At 56.3% G+C, this 16,721-nt stretch carries 19 protein-coding genes and 1 tRNA gene; 11 read left to right on the forward strand and 9 right to left on the reverse strand.

Annotated features, from left to right (window positions below):
- Positions 1 to 153 precede the first annotated feature (153 nt).
- The 3 genes from IMX17_RS00460 (at position 154) to IMX17_RS00470 (ending at position 2,678) form a co-directional block, all read left to right on the forward strand.
- Entirely contained in the window at positions 154 to 693 is a 540-nt protein-coding gene (locus IMX17_RS00460) for a GNAT family N-acetyltransferase (protein WP_046896271.1), read from the forward strand.
- Between the two features lie 119 nt (positions 694 to 812).
- Positions 813 to 2,042, forward strand: coding sequence for an alanine transaminase (alaC, locus tag IMX17_RS00465; protein ID WP_193549220.1), 1,230 nt, complete (start codon positions 813 to 815; stop codon positions 2,040 to 2,042).
- 111 nt (positions 2,043 to 2,153) lie between these two features.
- Entirely contained in the window at positions 2,154 to 2,678 is a 525-nt protein-coding gene (locus IMX17_RS00470) for a cytochrome b (RefSeq protein ID WP_033643933.1), read from the forward strand.
- Positions 2,679 to 2,736: 58 nt separating this feature from the next.
- Here IMX17_RS00470 and ypdK read toward each other — a convergent pair whose 3' ends face one another.
- The 3 genes from ypdK to IMX17_RS00485 all read right to left on the reverse strand — a co-directional run bounded on the left by ypdK (position 2,737) and on the right by IMX17_RS00485 (position 4,343).
- On the reverse strand, positions 2,737 to 2,811 hold the full coding sequence (gene ypdK, locus IMX17_RS00475) for a membrane protein YpdK (RefSeq protein WP_099782600.1): 75 nt from the start codon (positions 2,809 to 2,811) through the stop codon (positions 2,737 to 2,739).
- A gap of 558 nt (positions 2,812 to 3,369) precedes the next feature.
- On the reverse strand, positions 3,370 to 3,807 hold the full coding sequence (locus IMX17_RS00480) for an antitoxin HicB (protein WP_033651988.1): 438 nt from the start codon (positions 3,805 to 3,807) through the stop codon (positions 3,370 to 3,372).
- Between the two features lie 83 nt (positions 3,808 to 3,890).
- On the reverse strand, positions 3,891 to 4,343 hold the full coding sequence (locus IMX17_RS00485; protein WP_193549221.1) for a DUF805 domain-containing protein: 453 nt from the start codon (positions 4,341 to 4,343) through the stop codon (positions 3,891 to 3,893).
- A gap of 279 nt (positions 4,344 to 4,622) precedes the next feature.
- Here IMX17_RS00485 and mltB point away from each other — a divergent pair, with 279 nt between their 5' ends.
- Complete coding sequence (gene mltB, locus IMX17_RS00490) at positions 4,623 to 5,711, forward strand: lytic murein transglycosylase B (RefSeq protein ID WP_033632457.1); 1,089 nt, start codon at positions 4,623 to 4,625, stop codon at positions 5,709 to 5,711.
- A gap of 57 nt (positions 5,712 to 5,768) precedes the next feature.
- Here the strand turns inward: mltB and IMX17_RS00495 are convergent, their stop codons facing one another.
- A complete protein-coding gene (locus tag IMX17_RS00495; RefSeq protein WP_033632458.1) occupies positions 5,769 to 6,920 on the reverse strand; it encodes a porin in 1,152 nt (383 codons plus the stop codon).
- Positions 6,921 to 7,316: 396 nt separating this feature from the next.
- On the opposite strand from IMX17_RS00495, the gene IMX17_RS00500 reads away from it, so the two are divergent.
- From IMX17_RS00500 to IMX17_RS00510, 3 genes are read left to right on the forward strand one after another with little or no spacing between them, the layout of a single operon-like run.
- On the forward strand, positions 7,317 to 7,607 hold the full coding sequence (locus tag IMX17_RS00500; protein ID WP_033632459.1) for a hypothetical protein: 291 nt from the start codon (positions 7,317 to 7,319) through the stop codon (positions 7,605 to 7,607).
- 46 nt (positions 7,608 to 7,653) lie between these two features.
- Positions 7,654 to 8,577 (forward strand): DMT family transporter, encoded by a 924-nt coding sequence (locus tag IMX17_RS00505; RefSeq protein ID WP_193549222.1) that lies wholly within the window; start codon positions 7,654 to 7,656, stop codon positions 8,575 to 8,577.
- A 3-nt stretch (positions 8,578 to 8,580) separates the two neighbouring features.
- A complete protein-coding gene (locus tag IMX17_RS00510) occupies positions 8,581 to 8,883 on the forward strand; it encodes a hypothetical protein (RefSeq protein ID WP_046896275.1) in 303 nt (100 codons plus the stop codon).
- 11 nt (positions 8,884 to 8,894) lie between these two features.
- Here the strand turns inward: IMX17_RS00510 and dsdC are convergent, their stop codons facing one another.
- The 3 genes from dsdC to IMX17_RS00525 form a co-directional block, all read right to left on the reverse strand.
- Positions 8,895 to 9,824, reverse strand: coding sequence for a DNA-binding transcriptional regulator DsdC (gene dsdC / locus IMX17_RS00515; RefSeq protein WP_193549223.1), 930 nt, complete (start codon positions 9,822 to 9,824; stop codon positions 8,895 to 8,897).
- Positions 9,825 to 10,277: 453 nt separating this feature from the next.
- Positions 10,278 to 10,529 carry a CsbD family protein gene (locus IMX17_RS00520; protein WP_033643925.1) on the reverse strand — a complete coding sequence of 84 codons (252 nt, stop codon included), beginning with the start codon at positions 10,527 to 10,529 and terminating at the stop codon, positions 10,278 to 10,280.
- Positions 10,530 to 10,663: 134 nt separating this feature from the next.
- Entirely contained in the window at positions 10,664 to 12,160 is a 1,497-nt protein-coding gene (locus IMX17_RS00525) for a PAS domain S-box protein (RefSeq protein WP_046896278.1), read from the reverse strand.
- A 228-nt stretch (positions 12,161 to 12,388) separates the two neighbouring features.
- On the opposite strand from IMX17_RS00525, the gene IMX17_RS00530 reads away from it, so the two are divergent.
- The 4 genes from IMX17_RS00530 (at position 12,389) to IMX17_RS00545 (ending at position 15,346) form a co-directional block, all read left to right on the forward strand.
- Positions 12,389 to 13,360 carry a hypothetical protein gene (locus IMX17_RS00530; protein WP_033643923.1) on the forward strand — a complete coding sequence of 324 codons (972 nt, stop codon included), beginning with the start codon at positions 12,389 to 12,391 and terminating at the stop codon, positions 13,358 to 13,360.
- A gap of 1 nt (position 13,361) precedes the next feature.
- Complete coding sequence (locus IMX17_RS00535) at positions 13,362 to 13,583, forward strand: hypothetical protein (protein WP_033643922.1); 222 nt, start codon at positions 13,362 to 13,364, stop codon at positions 13,581 to 13,583.
- Positions 13,584 to 14,283: 700 nt separating this feature from the next.
- On the forward strand, positions 14,284 to 15,084 hold the full coding sequence (locus IMX17_RS00540; RefSeq protein ID WP_089197288.1) for a helix-turn-helix domain-containing protein: 801 nt from the start codon (positions 14,284 to 14,286) through the stop codon (positions 15,082 to 15,084).
- A 19-nt stretch (positions 15,085 to 15,103) separates the two neighbouring features.
- Positions 15,104 to 15,346 (forward strand): hypothetical protein, encoded by a 243-nt coding sequence (locus IMX17_RS00545; RefSeq protein ID WP_182264094.1) that lies wholly within the window; start codon positions 15,104 to 15,106, stop codon positions 15,344 to 15,346.
- 71 nt (positions 15,347 to 15,417) lie between these two features.
- Here IMX17_RS00545 and IMX17_RS00550 read toward each other — a convergent pair.
- Positions 15,418 to 15,492 (reverse strand) — tRNA-Arg (locus IMX17_RS00550).
- 129 nt (positions 15,493 to 15,621) lie between these two features.
- The gene (locus IMX17_RS00555) at positions 15,622 to 16,548 is read right to left on the reverse strand and encodes a formate/nitrite transporter family protein (RefSeq protein ID WP_046896283.1); all 927 of its coding nucleotides are present in this window, start codon (positions 16,546 to 16,548) and stop codon (positions 15,622 to 15,624) included.
- Positions 16,549 to 16,721: the final 173 nt, after the last annotated feature.

A 16,721-nucleotide genomic window follows, 5' to 3' on the forward strand; every position in this document is an offset into this window, starting at 1 on the left:
CCGCGTGAGTCACTGCGGCGGGCAGTTGTAGGGAATCGGGCAAGACGTTATGGTTTTGTGGTTTTAACGTGAATGATTATCGGCAACCAATCGGGGAAAATAAAGAGATATCTTTCATTCGTAAGTTCCTCTTTTTCGTTTTTCGGAGATTTTATGCAGCTGGTCACTGAACGCTTGTACTTACAGTCGATAACCGCCGAGGACTGGCCGCTGTTTCTGCGCCTTTACCAGGATCCTGAGGTGATCCGCTATATCGCCGATCCGCTCAGCGAAGCGGCGATCCGCGAGCGTTTCGACGCGCGGCTGCCGGCCTGGGACAAACACGGCGATCAGTGGCTGTGCCTGGTGATGCGTGAGAAGCACAGCGGGGAGGCGGTGGGCATTACCGGCTTTCGCCCGCAGTGGCTGCCGTATCGGCAAGCGGAGGTGGGATACGGCAGTTTGCCTGCCGGGCAGGGCAAGGGCTATGGCAAGGAGTCTCTGCGGGCGGTGCTGGATTTTGCGGTGAACGCCTGCGGTTTTCACAAGCTGACCGCTACCGTGACCTCCGGCAACCTCGCCTCGCGCGGTCTGCTGGAGTCGTGCGGTTTTCAGTTGGAAGGCACGCTGCGCGATAACTTCCGCCTGGCGGGAGAGTGGCGCGACGACTGGCTGTTCGGGCTGCTGGCGGCGGAGTTTCAGGGCGGCAAATAAAAATATCGCGCCGGGTATCGACAAGCTCGTCGGCGCTGCGCTATGTTCGATATTCGGTCAGTTCGCTGGCCAGCGTCGCTCGGACGGTCCGGGCGCTAACGTTTATCGAGGAATCCCCTATGGCTGATAACAGTCCACAGCGCCGTTTCACGCGCATTGAACGCCTTCCCCCTTACGTATTCAACATCACCGCCGAACTGAAGATGGCCGCACGCCGTCGCGGCGAGGATATTATCGACTTCAGCATGGGTAACCCCGACGGCCCGACGCCGCCGCACATCGTGGAAAAACTGTGCGCCGTCGCCCAGCGCGATGACACCCACGGTTATTCCACCTCGCGCGGCATTCCGCGCCTGCGCCGCGCCATTTCGCGCTGGTATGCCGATCGTTATCAGGTGGATATCGATCCGGAAAGCGAAGCCATTGTCACTATCGGTTCGAAAGAGGGGCTGGCGCACCTGATGCTGGCGACCCTCGATCACGGCGATACCGTGCTGGTGCCGAACCCCAGTTACCCGATCCACATTTACGGCGCGGTGATCGCCGGCGCTCAGGTGCGCTCGGTGCCGCTGGTGGACGGCGTGGATTTCTTCGGCGAGCTGGAGCGCGCCATTCGCGAAACCATTCCGCGCCCGAAAATGATGATCCTCGGCTTCCCGTCCAACCCGACCGCGCAGTGCGTGGAGCTGGATTTCTTCGAGCGGGTGGTGGCGCTGGCCAAGCAGTACAACGTGCTGGTGATCCACGATCTGGCCTATGCCGATATCGTCTATGACGGCTGGAAAGCGCCGTCGATCATGCAGGTGCCGGGGGCGAAAGACATTGCGGTGGAGTTCTTCACCCTGTCGAAAAGCTACAACATGGCCGGCTGGCGCATCGGTTTCATGGTCGGCAATCCCGAACTGGTCAGCGCGCTGGCGCGTATCAAGAGCTATCACGACTACGGGACCTTTACGCCGCTGCAGGTCGCGGCCATCGCCGCGCTGGAAGGCGATCAGCAGTGCGTGCGCGATATCGCCGAGCAGTATCGGCAGCGCCGCAACGTGCTGGTTAAGGGGCTGCATGAGGCCGGCTGGATGGTGGAAAATCCAAAGGCGTCGATGTACGTCTGGGCGAAAATTCCCAAACCTTATGCCCATCTCGGTTCGCTGGAGTTCGCCAAACGCCTGCTGGCGGAAGCCAAGGTTTGCGTTTCGCCGGGCATCGGCTTCGGCGATTATGGCGATACCCATGTGCGCTTCGCGCTGATCGAAAATCAGGACCGTATCCGCCAGGCGGTGCGCGGCATCAAGGCGATGTTCCGTGCGGACGGGTTGCTGATGCCGGGCAAAGGCGGCGGCACCAAATAATCCTGTCAGGCCGGACGTTTGTCCGGCCTTATTTTTTCCCGCCCCAAGGTTTTCTTCATTATTTCCCCATTATGCTCGACTACGCTGAATTTTATTTTTTGGACAGAGTGTATGAGCAACCGCTACGCGCGATCGCAAATCGTTTTACATTGGTTGACGCTGCTGATGGTGATCCTCACCTACGCGGCGATGTTGCTGAAGGATTCGGTGCCGGAGGCGTGGGCGCCGCTGGTCAAAAATCTGCACTTTAATTTTGGGGCTTCGGTTTTTGCCCTGATGCTGATTCGGCTGGCGGTGCGCACTCTCCACGCGACGCCGCCGACCACGCCGCCGCTGGAGGAATGGCAGGAAGTGGGCGCCAAGATCTTCCATTGGCTGCTGTACGTGGTATTCCTGATGTTGCCGCTGCTGGGCGTGTTAACCCTGGCCTACGGCGGGAAATCGTGGACTTTACTGGGGTGGCCGGTACCGCAATGGGTGACGCCGGATCCGGTGATGCGCAAGCTGGTTAAAACGGTTCATGAGACGCTGGCGAATATCGGCTACTTTATCATTGGCGCGCATGCGCTGGCGGCGCTGTATCACCACTACCTGCGCAAGGACGACACCCTGCGCCGCATGATGCCGGGCAAATAACGGCGAACGACGGAAACGACAAAGGGACGCTCGCGCGTCCCTTTGGCTGTGTTCCCGGTCAGGCAACCATCAACATGAAGGTGCCAACCCAGGCAACCAGCATGAATGACACGCCCATCAAAAAATATTTCACTGAACAACTCCTGTCTGGAGTCCTCGCCAGCAATGATCCCGATTGTTGTGCTGAGTGTTTTATGGGCAACCTGTTTGTCGGGCGGGTTCTTCCAAACGAAAGAACAACGTCCTCGCGCGCGGGTTGTCCGGTTGTCGCGCCTCATGCTCCGTGAGGTAAAATCCGAACCGCGACAGGATCGGCGCTAATGTACTCTCAATACTGGTCTGATTTCAATACTGTGTTTTTGATCACAATTTTCGGCTGTTTTTTGAACAGGGCGCGCTGTTTTATAACGCTTTTTATCGGCGGGCGACAGGAACTAGCCCGCCGTGGCGGGCTGTAAAATAAGGGATGAAGCAATGCAGCGGCAGGCGATCAGGCGACGGCGTTGATGCCGGTCGCCAGAATGACCCAAAAAACGAGACAAGACAGCAGAATAACGGCCCAAATATGACGGCGACTCCACTCCATTTTTAGCCTTCGTTGTTGCGACAGAGGATTAGGTAACGATCACATCGGCGCGAATGGAGGAAAATTTAGCCCCTGCGGATAATATTTTGCTTACCTGTTGCTAACTTATTGGCAAACTTCACTTATTGTCACGCGCACGTCGTAGCCCAACAGATACAGCGCCTGCTCCAACGCTTCCACCTTCGAGGCGTAACCGATATCCAGCAACCGCTCCATTTGCCCGCCGTTGAAACCCAGCTTGCGCGCCAGCGCCGCTTTACCGGTGTTTTTGCGCAGCATGGCGTTGTGCAGTTCGATTTTCAGCGCCACCAGCGCCGGCAGGTGTACCCTCAACTCATCGGCTTGCAGAGGGGAAGGGGCGGGCAGGGGCAAACCTTCATCCATCGTGGCGGCGATGGCGGCCAACAGGCTTTCCTGCGCCTCCAGTTCGATGTCTTCGCGTTTATAGCAGGCGGTTTGCCACTCGGGGAAGTCGCGAAAACCGATTTGCCAGGCGTCGCTGTCGCGATCGAAGGCGTAATGGGCGAAGTAATGGCTGAACATGGCGATCCCTGATTAAAACCTGAATGAGGCGCTATTGTGACGGCACGGACGGCGGATAGCCATAGCCTTGAGCGGCATGGCGCTCAATCGGTCTGTTCACGCGGCTTGCGTCGCAGCCCGTCGGGCGGCAACAGTAGGGCGCAGACCATGACTGCCAGACTGAACAACGGCAGCCAGCGCGCTGCCGGGCCGGGGGAGTAGTTGTTGAGCACCGAGCAAACATAGCACGCGACGGCCAACGCCCAACCGGGCAGGCCGATATCGTTGAGTCGGAACGCGGTTTTGGCCATGAACCACGTGACCAGGCCGAAACAGAACAACGCCCACACCATAATGCACAGCAGATACAGCAGCACCGAGACGAATTCGGCGCCGTCGCCGTGCGCGTGGGCGCGAAAATGGTTTTTATCCAGATAGGTCGACAGAAACGACAGCAGCACGATACCGATGGCGAAGATCGCCAGCGAGAAAATAAACGGTTTGCGCGAGATGCGCCCACGGTACAGGTCTTTGGCGAGTTGTCCGAGAGATTCCATCACAGTCCATTGTCGTGATCATTGCGGCGATAGCCGGGTGGCAAGCAGTCGGGCATTTTATCGGGGCAAACGTGGGCGTCAAGGTGATAACTTTTCTCATTTAGTTGCGGTTGAGATTCAGCGCGGCCACACCGGGCGTTCTTTGCCCGTGCAAAACGTCACAATTTGGCACGTTTGGCTACCTGACGCGGTCATTGGCGGCATAATCCTGTTTGTTCGCGTTGAACAATGCATTAACATAACTCCCACTTATCTCTTGCATGGCTATATGGATATCCGATGCGTCACCTGGTTGCGCTTTTACCGCTGATTACCTTGCTTGCTGCCTGCAGCAGCACGCCGAAACCCAGTACCACCGCTACGCCGCAGAGCGCCCCGGTAAAGGGCGGCTTTTTGCTGAGCCCGGCGCACAGCGGCGCGCCGCTGGGTGGGGATTTCGCCAATAACCCGAATACCGCGCGCTTTATCGAGAAGATGGTGCAGGAACACGGTTTTGACCGGCAGCAGCTGCACGACGTGCTGGCGCAGGCTCGGCGATTGGATTCGGTGCTGCGGCTGATGGACAGGCAGGCGCCGACGCCGTCTACCCAGGGGCCAACCGGGCCGAATGGCTCCTGGCTGCGCTACCGCAACAAGTTCATCACCCCGGATAACGTGCAAAACGGCGTAGTGTTCTGGAATCAATATCAGGATGCGCTGCAGCGTGCCTGGCAGGTGTACGGCGTGCCGCCGGAGATTATCGTGGGGATTATCGGCGTGGAAACCCGTTGGGGCCGCGTAATGGGTAAAACCCGCATTATCGATGCGCTGGCGACGCTGGCCTTCGACTACCCGCGCCGCGCCGATTACTTCGCCGGTGAGTTGGAAACCTTCTTGCTGATGTCGCGCACCGAAGGCGACGATCCGCTCGAGTTGCGCGGCTCCTTCGCCGGTGCGATGGGCTACGGGCAGTTCATGCCTTCTTCCTTCAAAAGCTATGCGGTCGATTTCAACGGCGATGGGCATATCAACCTGTGGGATCCGGTCGATGCCATCGGCAGCGTGGCCAATTACTTCAAAGCGCACGGCTGGTCCAAAGGCGAGCCGGTCGCCATTCAGGCCAACGGCCAGGCGCCGGGGTTGGAAAACGGCTTCAAGACGCGCTACTCGGTCGCCGCGCTGGCCGAAGCCGGCCTGAGCCCGCAGGGTTCGCTCGGCGATAACCAAGAGGCCAGCCTGCTGCGGCTGGATGTCGGCACCGGCTACCAGTATTGGTACGGTCTGCCGAACTTCTACGTCATCACCCGCTATAACCACAGCACCCATTACGCCATGGCGGTATGGCAACTGGGCGAAGCGGTCGGGCGCTCGGCGCGCGGTGGCTTCTGACGCTGCGTCAATAAACGAAAAAGGCCGCTTGTGCGGCCTTTTTTGCATTCTGAGTAATCAGAAATCGTAGCGCAGACGCACCACGGTCATATCGCCGAGGTTGTCGGTGCTCGATGTCAGTACGTGCTCCACGTCAACGCGGAAACCGTAGTCGAACTGTACGGTCACCCCGAGGCCGTTATCGATGCGCTGGTAGTTGCGGCCGGTGATGTATTCCAGGCGGTCGCCCATGAAGTACGGCATCACCGATTTCACCGCGTACTGGCCAACCGGCACGGTATAACCGGCCAGGTATTCGATACCCCACGCATCGCCGGCGAAGTAATTATTAACGTCGGCTTTTTTGGTGGTCAGGAAGTCGTTGTAGTAACCGCCGCCGAAGGTCAGGGTCCAGTTGTCCGGTTTCCAGCTGATGGCGGTACCGAAAATGTTCTGGTCATAGCTCTTGCTGCCGCTGGTGGACGGATTGCGCATTTCGGCGCGGGTATAGTTCCAGGCGGTGCCCCAGGTCAGGTCCGGCGTAATGTGGTAATCCACACCCAGAGAGCCGCCGCCTTTGCGCTTGTAGCGCAGGCCGTTGCCCGGCAGGTAGTCGCTGTCGCTGAACAGGTACGAAGCGTAAACGTCCGCATCGCCGAAGCGGTTCTTGTACTTCAGCATTTTGCGTGAACGGTAAGAGCCGTCGTAGTCGCCGTTGATGCCGTTGCCCGGCGCCTGGGCCAGCATGTCGTAGTCCCAGATATCGGTCTTGGCGCCCACCACGTCATAATAAACGCTGTTCTGCTGACCGAAGGTCATCTGGCCCCAGGTATTGCTTTTCAGGCCGGTGTACAGCATGCGGCGGCTGGTGTTTCTCGCGCCGTCGGCATAGTGGTGATCCCAGTCAAACAGCGCCGGAATGTTCACGCCCAGCTCGTAGTAGCTGATCCAGCTGATATCGTCGAACAGATAGTAGTCCGCAGCGAAACGGAAGCGGGTGCCGCCGTCGAAGCCGTTACGCTTGTACGAGCCCTTGTCACCGTCGCCCGTCATGTTGTTGAACTGCGGACGAATACTGCCGCCAACGGTGAAGTTAAGGCGGCTGAGCGGATCGCCGGCCTGTGGATCTTGCTTCAGCAGGGTGATTTCCGCCTGAGCGGCGAACGACGCGCTGCCGATCGCCAGACCCAGCGCCACCGCTTGAGTCATTACGCGCAATTTCATTGCCATGTGTTATCCCTGTTTTAGGTATGACCGCCCTCATCAGCGCCGCCATGCCGATGTTTTGCGCAGAAAGCTGCATTTTTGCGCATTTTGACGGTTTTTTTGGTTTTTTAGCGGCGGGCGGCATTTGTAGCATAAACGGTAAAATAAATAATTACTTTTCTTGCTAATTATTGGCCGGTTTTTGACCATTTCGTGCGGTGAAAGTGGCCGCTCTGCCTCTCTCTCCACTCGGATGAATTCATTTAACGCCAAGGTTTATATTTTTCATTTGTCAGTCACCAACCCCAGCCTGTAATTTCAGCCATGCAAGAGATAATTAATTCCAGCCTGTCACCGCCGTATTAACGTGAGCCATTTTTGCGTAATCGGTTGGCAGGAATAAGCGATTGGGAGGTCGCCATGAGAAATCTGTTAATGCTGTTGGTGGGGCTGTTTTCATTACCGGCGATGGCGGCGGAGTCGCACGTTTGCCATTCTCAAGCTTATGATTATGCAGAGGTTAGTAAGTTAAGGTTGTCTGACGACACGCTGTTTTTCTGCCGCGACGTGGGACGCCTGACGATCCCTGAATTGGCGCGAAAAGGCTGGAAGGTGATTCACCTGGCGCAGCAAACTGAATATACCGACTCCGTCGACAGCGATGGCGAAGTTATTAAGCTTTATCAGGAAATCGTGGTGTATAAAGAATAACGCGACGGCAGCCTGTAATTATTTCAACGGCGGCGGGAATCCTATTATGAATGCAAGAATCGGTATCGACGGCAGGGCTGCCGCCGCCATGGTGATGCTATGCGCCATTTGGGGGATGCAGCAGGTGGCGATCAAGGCCGCCGAGCCGGATGTGTCGGCGGTGCTGCAAATTGCCATTCGCTCCGGTCTCGCCGCGCTGGGGGTTTACCTGCTGGCGCGTTGCCGCGGCGAGTGCTTCACCTGGGATCGCGCCACGCTGAGCGCCGGTTTGAGCGTAGGGGCATTGTTCGCGCTGGAGTTCTTTTTTGTCTCCGAAGGGCTGCGCTATACCAGCGCTTCGCATATGGCGGTGTTTTTGTACACCGCGCCGCTGTTTTCCGCTCTCGGCCTGCATTTTCTGATTCGCCAGGAACGCCTGTCGCCGGTGCAGTGGCTTGGCATGCTCATCGCCTTTGGCGGCGTGGTGTTGGCCATATCGGGCATGGCTGAGGGCAGCGGCGACGCAGCTCGGTTAAAGGGCGATCTCTACGGCCTGCTGGCGGGGATCGCCTGGGGCGGTTCTACGCTGGTGATCCGTACCACGCGTCTGGCGGAGTGCCCGGCTAAACAGACGCTGCTGTTCCAGTTGACGGGCGCCTGCGTGCTGCTGTCGTTGCTGGCGATAGCGTCGGGCAATTTGCACGTCGTCATGAGCACGGTGGCCTGGAGCAGTTTGCTGTTCCAAACGGTGATCGTGTCGTTTTTCAGCTACCTGATCTGGTTTTCACTGTTGAGCCGCTATCAGGCTTCTTCGCTGGGCATTCTCACCTTTATGACGCCGGTATTCGGCATCCTGGCTGGGGTCGTCATGCTCGGCGAGCCGCTGCAAATTGAGTTTGTATTGGGTGCCGTGCTGATCGTACTGGGGTTAATCGTGGTGAGTTGTTCATATCTTATTTATTTTGACCGTAGGGTGGCACCAAAAATATAAATTATGGATGTTGATGTACAAAATTACCAAATAAGCTGCGCAAGCCAATTCATTATTCAGATGCAAATATCCCGCTATGCCTGGGGCGTGCCGTTGATTACGCTCAGCGATAACGGTGACTTTACCGTGATAAGAAACCGAGGTTGGTCGAAATTGGCTAACGGGATGCCGCTGGAGGTTTATTACTTTGCCAATAATTCCCTGCTGACCTGGGATAAAAATCGGAAATACATCTCCTATTCAAAAGACGGGCGCATTTATTCCTGTGCGCTGCACTTCTCTTATTCCCCCAACATATGGAAATAAGCCTCTGGCCGTCAGGCCAGAGGAAAGGTCTTCATGATCCACTGCTTAAACGCGAGGATCTTCGGCCACTGCCGCTCGGAGATGGTCGAGGTAAAATAGCAGTGCTCACAGGGCACGGTCATATTGCTGAACGGGATGATCAGCTCACCGCTTTTGATCCAATCCTGCACCAGATTGAGCCGCCCCATGGCGACGCCAAGGTGCCGCGTGGCGGCCAGCACCGCAAGATCGGAGCGGTCGAACTCCATACTTTTACTGTCGGTATCCAGCCCCAGCGCAAAGTGTTGTGACCAGGTTTGCCACTCATCTTCGCCGGAGTTGTAGCGATCGTGCAGCAGCGTACAGTGAGCCAGGTTTTCCGGCGCATCATACAGATTGTGTGCGGCGGCGTACTGCGGCGTGCAGATCGGCACCATCGATTCCTGCATAAAGACTTCTTCCAGATGCCGCCCCGAGCGCAGTTTGCCGAAGTACATCGCCAGATCCACGCCGCGGTTGGCCAGGTTGATGATTTCCTGCCCGGTCAGAATGTTGAGGTGAATGGTGGGGTACTGGGCGATAAAGTCGCCGATGCGCGGCAGCAGCAGACATTGCACCAGGGACGGGTGCGAGTAGAGGGTCAAGGTCCCCGTCAACTCGCGATTTTTGATGTCCAGAATTTCCTGATTCAAGGTGTTGAAGGAGCTGTTCAGCGCCCATTGCATGCGCTCGCCCTCCGGCGTCAGCGTAATTCTGCGATGAAAGCGTTGGAATAGCAGAAACCCCAATTCCTTTTCGAGCAAATTAATGCGGTGGCTCACGGCGCTGGGGGTGATCGACAATTCTTGTGCCGCCAGCGCAAAAGATAAATGACGGGCGACGCATTCGAAAGTATGCAGCCTGGAAAATTGATAGCTGGTCAGCGGGGTCGCCCGCTGCGAATGTTTTTTACTGGGGAACATGCTATTTCTCCGTGCGCATAATCCGGCAATATTAACATTTAATGGCGCGGAGGATAAACCCAGCCTGATTGATATGTTCGGTTTTTATGTCGAGGAATTTCGTTATGTTGAGGGTAAATTAACTTGCTTGCATAACAAGCGGAAATAACAGGCGCTGGGGGCGTTGATTGAGAGAGCGATGATAATCAGCAATAGGACGAATATAATAAAAGAGGCGCCGTTAAGCCGCCAGTAAAGGCGGTGTGCGGCAGCCTGAACGATAAAGGCTCATGTTCCCTGCGGGATATAACGGTTTCGCCGTAATAATCCGTGGCATGGCGACGCAGAGCACGCGTTAAGCCCGGATGCCAACGAGAGGGAGGCCGCAATCCCCCGCCTGGCCAAAGAACCGTGCCCGGTGGCTGCCCACCGGACACGGCATTCAGGGAAAAGCGGTTTGCTCGTCGGCGCCCATCAACGGCGGCGCAGCAGCAGGCCGGCCAACAGACCTGCGCCGGCAACGAGTGCCAACGCGGCGAGGGGATTTTTCTTCATCATGCTGCCGGCGCAGCTCAGGGCGTCGCCGTATTTTTCTTGCAGCGCGCCCACTGCCTGGCGCGTGACGCCTTCGGCCTGCCAACGTTCGTTGCCGCTGACGTCGCCCGCGATTTCCTGCGCTTTGCCCGCCACTTTTTCCATCATGCCATTGGCTTTTTCGCTGTTCATTATGATGCGCTCCTTAGGTTCGATCCGTTTGGCATTCGCACAGGGCGAAAGCCTGCATTTGCACCGCCATGTTATGCACTTCACTCGGTGCTCATAAGGGGCGTTTGCATCGGTATGGCTAGTGCATTTGCAGGCTACTTGCCATTCATCGAGGCCGGTCCGCCGGTAAACAGCCCGCGTTCTCTGGCCCATACGATGGCTTCGCTGCGGCTGTGCACGCCGAGTTTGGAATAGACCGTCGCGACATGATTGCGAATGGTGTTGAGCGCCAGATTGAGGCGCGCCGCGATTTTCTTGTCCGGCAGTCCCTCGCAGATCAAACCCAGCACATCGCGCTCGCGCGGGGTGAGATCGCTGGCGGCAAACCCGGCCTGGTTGGACCGATTGATGCTTTTCACATTAGCCAGTTTTTCGATCAGGGTTTGGCTAAACCACGAGGCGTCCTGCATCACTTCCTCGATGGCGTTCACCAGCTCCAGCTCCGAGCGCTTGCGTTCGGTAATGTCCATGAGCACCAACAGATAGCAGGGCGCATTATGGATGCTGACGGCATCCGCCGAGGCCACGCAGTCGATTAACTCGCTCCCTTTCTTGCGCACCCGGATGTCCATCCCTTCAACATTGCCGGTTTTTTCCAGGGCGGCAAACAAACGGCTGCCCGCCTCGGGATCGTCAAAAACCGGGATCTCGTCGACCGATTTGCCGATCAAGGCTTCGGCGTTGTATTCGATGGCGCGGACGAAGGCTTCGTTAACATCCAGCACGCGCCGCCCGTCTGCAGTACACACCAGCGTTGGCACCGGGCTCAGGCGAAAAGACTTGGCGAACCGCTCTTCACTTTCTCGCAGCGCCGATTCAGCCTGGCGCCGGGGTTCGAGATCGGTAAACGTGAACAGCATGCAGTCGTCTTCATTGATGTCCAACGGCTGACCGGCAACCACCACCAGCTTGCTGCCTCCGTCGGGCAGTTTCAGTTCGGCCTCCATCTGCGGAATGGTGGCGCCTTCCCCCAGGCGCTGCACGGCCAGCTCTTTATGCTCGGCCTGTTGCAGGACGTCCAGTTCATAAACCGAACGCCCCAAGACCTGTTCACGTTGGTAACCGGTCATATCAAGGAACCCTTGATTGACCTTGACGTAGCGCAGATCGCTGAGCCGACAGATGACCGCCGGCGCCGGATTGGCGTTAAAGGTTTTTTCAAAGCGCTGTTCGGCGCTGGCCCACTCCGTCGCGTCGCTCATGATCAGCGCCAGCAGCTCCGGCTGCCCCTGCGGATCGGTGACGATCAGGCTCCGCAGGCGGTGCACCCAGAAACTGTCCGGATCGTCGACCTGGCGAACTTCCACCACCACATCGGTGAAGGTCTCGCCATCGGCAACCCGGTTCAAAGGGTACTGTTCCAAAGTCAGCGGATGGTTGTTGCGATAGCGCAGGGCAAAACGCGCCGCGTACTCACCGGCATTGGCCCCCAGGGCTTGCTGGTGGCTCACGCCATGCATGGCTAACGCGGCCTCGTTGGCCCATAGCAGGGTTTGATCGGTATCCGTCAGGATCACGCCGTCGGACAAGCCGGAGATGATTTGCTGCAGGTGGCCGCGGTTGGTTTCGCTGGCCAAGACGGATTGGCTCATGTGTTCTCCGCTAGACAGAAGGGGAGCGGCCTCTTAAGGCGGCCGCGGGTTACGCTACTCGCTGAGCAGCTTAGTGCATAACGTGCGTATTCGCAGGGTGTGAATGCACCAGGCGTTCTGGTGCAAATGAACCGGGACGGCCGATGATGCCGCGCGGCAGACTGAATTTGTCTGCGCGGTTTTGTGCCGTGCGTGCAATCACTTGTCCAGAAAATATAAGGAACAACGATGACCACTGTCTATGAATCAAATCGCTTTGCGTTTCAGGTGTCATGGGGCTCGATATTGGCCGGGAGTGCCGTGGCGCTGGTGACTTATCTGATATTCAGCGTGCTGGGGACGGCGATCGGTGCCCAGGCCGTGGATATGATGCAAAAGGGCAACCCGCTGAGCGGATTTGGCACCGGCACCGGGATCTGGCTGCTGGTTTCAACGCTGGCGTCGCTGGCCGCGGGCGCATTCGTCGCTGGCCGCACCGCGCCGAATCGCGGCGGCTTGCATGGCCTGCTGAGCTGGGCGATCACCACCTTGCTGACCACCTGGTTGATGGTGTCGCTGGCAAGCGGTGTGGTGGGGCTGGCTGGCAACGCGGTTGGCAAAGGGCTCTCGCTGGCGGGCAGCGGCCTGGCGGCGGCGGCGCCAAGCGTGGGCGACAGCCTGAAGCAACAGTTGGATAAAAAGGGCATCAGCCTGGACTGGGGAAACCTGGAAAGCCAGTTGAACGCAACGCTTAAGCAGACCGGTAAGCCGGAGCTGGATCCGGCTCGGTTGGAGCAGAAAGCCAATCGGGCGGCCGCCGACGGCAAACAGTCGGCCGTGGATGCCGCGGCCGATCCGGCGCAGGCCGCCACTGAGCTTAAGCAGTGGTTCGAGCGCGTTAAGCAGTCCGGTGAGCCGACGTTGAGCGCCGCCGATAAGGACGCGCTGGTGAATATTGTTGCGGCACGCACCGGCAAGAGCCGTGATGAAGCGAGCCAAATCGTCGATAACTACGCCCAGGCTTATCAGCAGGCGGTGCAGAAGGTGGAAAAACTCAAGGCCGAGGCCGAGCAGAAAGCGCGTGAAGCGGCTGATGAAGCGGCCAAGCAACTCTCTCGCGCCGCGTGGGGCTCACTGCTGATACTGCTGCTCGGCGCTGCGTTGAGCGCCGGCGTGGGGCGAATTGCCGAGTCAACCCGCCGTACCGTCACGGTGAGTTGAGATGGGCAAAAACCTGTCGTGCATCTCGCTGAATTATCGAAAAGTGGCGGGAGCGTCCGCGCCCGTACTGGTCATCGATTTTTGCAACGAGAACAACGAGCGCTACACCTTGCGCTATAACTTGCCGCCGGATACCCCGGAACGGACCGAGCGACGGGTGTCCTTGCTGCTGTATCTGTTGCGTAAGCACAGAGCGGCAGAGATCGACAACCTGACGGACTAATCCGTACATTGGATGAAAAGCCCAGCCTTGCGTGCTGGGCTTTTTTTTGAGGAGCGGGCGGTTAGGGTAACAAACTATGGCGCGTATCGGCTTGGCGCTTGACGGCGGAGAGGCTGGCGCGGTGCGGGAGCATCCATGCCCCCCGGACGGGAAGGCAATATATGACCTCTAACATGATTTGTTGATGCATCCGCTTTTTCTGTGCAGGGAAAGATAAAAAAGAAACTCACTGTTGCGACAGGTGATTATTAAGCCTGATGTTCAGGCTTTGAGTTTATTCCTCTCAGCTTCCTTAGCCACGGCTCAGGCTTTACCCATTAGCTGCAATAAGTGTTATCAACAATCAAGGCTATAAAATGCGATTTCATTTCTGATGATGAAATTCCTATTCGGCCATGCAATTGATGCGATAAAAAAACACTTTAAGATAAAAAATTTAACAGAAAGTGTGATTCTCACTGGCGGCGCAAGTGCTCCTTTAATAGATGCACTTTGTGTCGTTAAATTTTGTTTTTCGATTTTCTTGTGGGTGGATTTATATAACATGATCGTTTTCAGTTATTTATATAATGACCTCTTGGAGGGTGTGAGAATAAAAAGAAGAGGGTGTGATTTTTTAGGATTAATCTTAATGACTTAATTTCTTCGCTTAACGATTTTAATGAAAAGGATACGGATTTTATAAATGCAAGGAGCGCACATGGATTACAGAAGAGATATTCTTTTACAAGTATTGGAGTATATGGAAAAGAATATTGTGGAGGGACTTTCGGTTGAGAAGGTTTCAATTATCTCGGGTTACTCTAAATGGCATTTACAGCGGTTGTTTAAGCATTATTTTGGCATTACGCTCGGGACGTATATCAGGAATAGAAAGCTGAGCCGATCGGCTGTCTTGCTCAAACAGCATCAAGGGAACATATTGGATGTCGCCTTGGCATCGGGGTTTGCCTCTCAGCAATGCTACACCCGGGCATTCAAACGTTTCTTTGGCGAAACGCCCAACAGCTTTAGAAACAGCCGGGGATGGGATTTTTCCACGCAGATCCCCCCGTACGGCAACGATAATAAACCCTATTTCTATCATACGGTCATGCCGGATGACATCGAGATGCTGAAGCATTACAAAACATTAATTTTCCATTCTATAAGGAAATACAGAGATGCCAATGATATTGCGCAGACTAATGAGAAACGGCTAAGCAAAAATTGGGGGGCATATAATGTAGAGAAAAGCAGGGGGAATAAATGCCATGCCAATGGCAAGGATCAGGCAGTTTTTCACTCCATCTTCAACTTCTATATCCCAATGGGCAAATATATTGTTATTCCCTTTATGGGCGAGTTGCCTGAGTACGTTAATTTTTTTGAGGGGATATATGACGCTTACTTGCCGGCTATCAACGTCAAAATGAGAGAAAGCTTCTTTATCGAGCTATATAGAGATGAAAATTCAAACAGTAAGGTTATCAATGTCGATATACTTATTCCTGTGACGTAGTGATGGAAAAGGAGACGTCATGAATAGAGAAAATCGCCCCGATTCGATGAATAAACGGCACCACGCACTCCTGCTACTGTATTTAAGGCTGTCTGCCTTTGGACGAATCATCGTTGCCGGTTTAGGAAAACGGGCCATTCAATTCACGCTGGCATTTATTCTGTTCATGTTTTCAGGAAATGCGATGACCAATAATCGGGAACATCAGCCAATCGCGTTGGCAGGAATGACCTGGATGGCGTGCCTGCACCCGCAGGGATGAAATTAGGGCTGAGCAAGGGATTGAAGCAGGGGCCGCGGGCGGTCGATGCGCATTGGCTCGATAAGGAAAAATGGCGTCCCCGACTGGAATCGAACCAGTAACTAGCCCTTAGGAGGGGCTTGTTATATCCGTTTAACTACGGGGACGCTGCGGACCGGCAACCAAAGCTGCCGGGGCATTATACCTTTTTTTACCCGCAGAATAAGCGCTTAGCGGCGCGTTTGCTCAATACCTCGCCAGTTCGCGCCGAAATTTCCTCGGCTAACCGACGGCGATCACGGTTTTTCCCCGCCGTGGCGCCGTTTTTTCTCTTGCACGCGCGCCGCCTTATTTTTGGCGCTCAAATCGTTGCGGATTTGCGCGTGGCTTATCAGCGCAAAGATAAAGGTGCCGCCGATGATGTTGCCCGCCAGCGTCGGCAGGGCGAACGGATAAACGAATGCTTGCCATCCCATCGCGCCGTTGAACACCAGATACAGGATCTCCACCGAGCCGACCACGATATGCGTCAAATCGCAAATCGCCACCAGGTAGGTCATCAACACGATCACCCAGATTTTCGCCGCGCCGGCGGCCGGGAACATCCATACCATGGTGGCGATGATCCAGCCGGCCAGGATGCCGTTGGCGAACATTTCTCCCGGCGTATGGCGCATCACCTCTTCGCCCAGACTGATGAAGGCGCGGCGCGTTTCGGCGTCGAACAGCGGCATATGGGTAAACGCCAGCGCCGCCAGCGCGGTGCCGATCAGATTGCCGAGCAGCACTACGCCCCACAGGCGCAGCAGGATAAGCAGGTTGCGCGGCGTGGGCTTATGCATGATCGGCAACACCGCCGTGACGGTGTTTTCGGTAAACAGCTGCTGGCGCGCCATAATGACAATGATAAAACCGAAGGTGTAGCCGAGGTTCTCAATGAAAAAGCGGCTGGGATCGTCCGGCAAGCGGGCGTGGAAAATGCCTTTCGCCGCCAGCGAGGCGCCCATCGACAGCCCGGCGGCGATCGCCGACCACAGCAGCGCCAGCCCGTCGCGCTCCAGCTCTTTTTCGCCTTCCATCCGGATCTGCTCATGCACCGCCGCCGCGCGCGAAGGCAAATTTTCTTCCCTGACTTCGATTTCGCGTTTGCCCTGTTCCTGCTCTTCGCTCTCTACCTGCATTGTCTCATCCGGCTCGTGCTTCTGGCGTGGCTGTTCGTTCATGCTGTCGCTCCTGCTCAATAAGGGTGAGTTCACGTCATTAAGCGTAGTTGCCCGGCCTAAATGCGGCGAAATACAGAAAAAGGTAACAAGAGTTAAAATCCGCCGATTTTTTCCACGCATTCTTGATCCTGCTCGCCATATTGGCCCCTCGGCGCGCCCGCCGCAGGCTGCGT

Origin of the sequence: Serratia sp. X3, assembly GCF_014982455.1 — a bacterium.
In the GTDB taxonomy this organism is placed as follows: domain Bacteria; phylum Pseudomonadota; class Gammaproteobacteria; order Enterobacterales; family Enterobacteriaceae; genus Serratia; species Serratia ureilytica.

Excerpts from the sequence above, each read along its gene's own strand:
- IMX17_RS00460 (WP_046896271.1), top strand. The coding sequence starts at position 154 with ATGCAGCTGGTCACTGAACGCTTGTACTTACAGTCGATAACCGCCGAG.
- alaC (WP_193549220.1), top strand. The coding sequence starts at position 813 with ATGGCTGATAACAGTCCACAGCGCCGTTTCACGCGCATTGAACGCCTT.
- IMX17_RS00470 (WP_033643933.1), top strand. The coding sequence starts at position 2,154 with ATGAGCAACCGCTACGCGCGATCGCAAATCGTTTTACATTGGTTGACG.
- IMX17_RS00480 (WP_033651988.1), bottom strand. The coding sequence starts at position 3,807 with ATGTTCAGCCATTACTTCGCCCATTACGCCTTCGATCGCGACAGCGAC.
- IMX17_RS00485 (WP_193549221.1), bottom strand. The coding sequence starts at position 4,343 with ATGGAATCTCTCGGACAACTCGCCAAAGACCTGTACCGTGGGCGCATC.
- mltB (WP_033632457.1), top strand. The coding sequence starts at position 4,623 with ATGCGTCACCTGGTTGCGCTTTTACCGCTGATTACCTTGCTTGCTGCC.
- IMX17_RS00495 (WP_033632458.1), bottom strand. The coding sequence starts at position 6,920 with ATGGCAATGAAATTGCGCGTAATGACTCAAGCGGTGGCGCTGGGTCTG.
- IMX17_RS00500 (WP_033632459.1), top strand. The coding sequence starts at position 7,317 with ATGAGAAATCTGTTAATGCTGTTGGTGGGGCTGTTTTCATTACCGGCG.
- IMX17_RS00505 (WP_193549222.1), top strand. The coding sequence starts at position 7,654 with ATGAATGCAAGAATCGGTATCGACGGCAGGGCTGCCGCCGCCATGGTG.
- IMX17_RS00510 (WP_046896275.1), top strand. The coding sequence starts at position 8,581 with ATGGATGTTGATGTACAAAATTACCAAATAAGCTGCGCAAGCCAATTC.
- dsdC (WP_193549223.1), bottom strand. The coding sequence starts at position 9,824 with ATGTTCCCCAGTAAAAAACATTCGCAGCGGGCGACCCCGCTGACCAGC.
- IMX17_RS00520 (WP_033643925.1), bottom strand. The coding sequence starts at position 10,529 with ATGAACAGCGAAAAAGCCAATGGCATGATGGAAAAAGTGGCGGGCAAA.
- IMX17_RS00525 (WP_046896278.1), bottom strand. The coding sequence starts at position 12,160 with ATGAGCCAATCCGTCTTGGCCAGCGAAACCAACCGCGGCCACCTGCAG.
- IMX17_RS00530 (WP_033643923.1), top strand. The coding sequence starts at position 12,389 with ATGACCACTGTCTATGAATCAAATCGCTTTGCGTTTCAGGTGTCATGG.
- IMX17_RS00535 (WP_033643922.1), top strand. The coding sequence starts at position 13,362 with ATGGGCAAAAACCTGTCGTGCATCTCGCTGAATTATCGAAAAGTGGCG.
- IMX17_RS00540 (WP_089197288.1), top strand. The coding sequence starts at position 14,284 with ATGGATTACAGAAGAGATATTCTTTTACAAGTATTGGAGTATATGGAA.
- IMX17_RS00545 (WP_182264094.1), top strand. The coding sequence starts at position 15,104 with ATGAATAGAGAAAATCGCCCCGATTCGATGAATAAACGGCACCACGCA.
- IMX17_RS00555 (WP_046896283.1), bottom strand. The coding sequence starts at position 16,548 with ATGAACGAACAGCCACGCCAGAAGCACGAGCCGGATGAGACAATGCAG.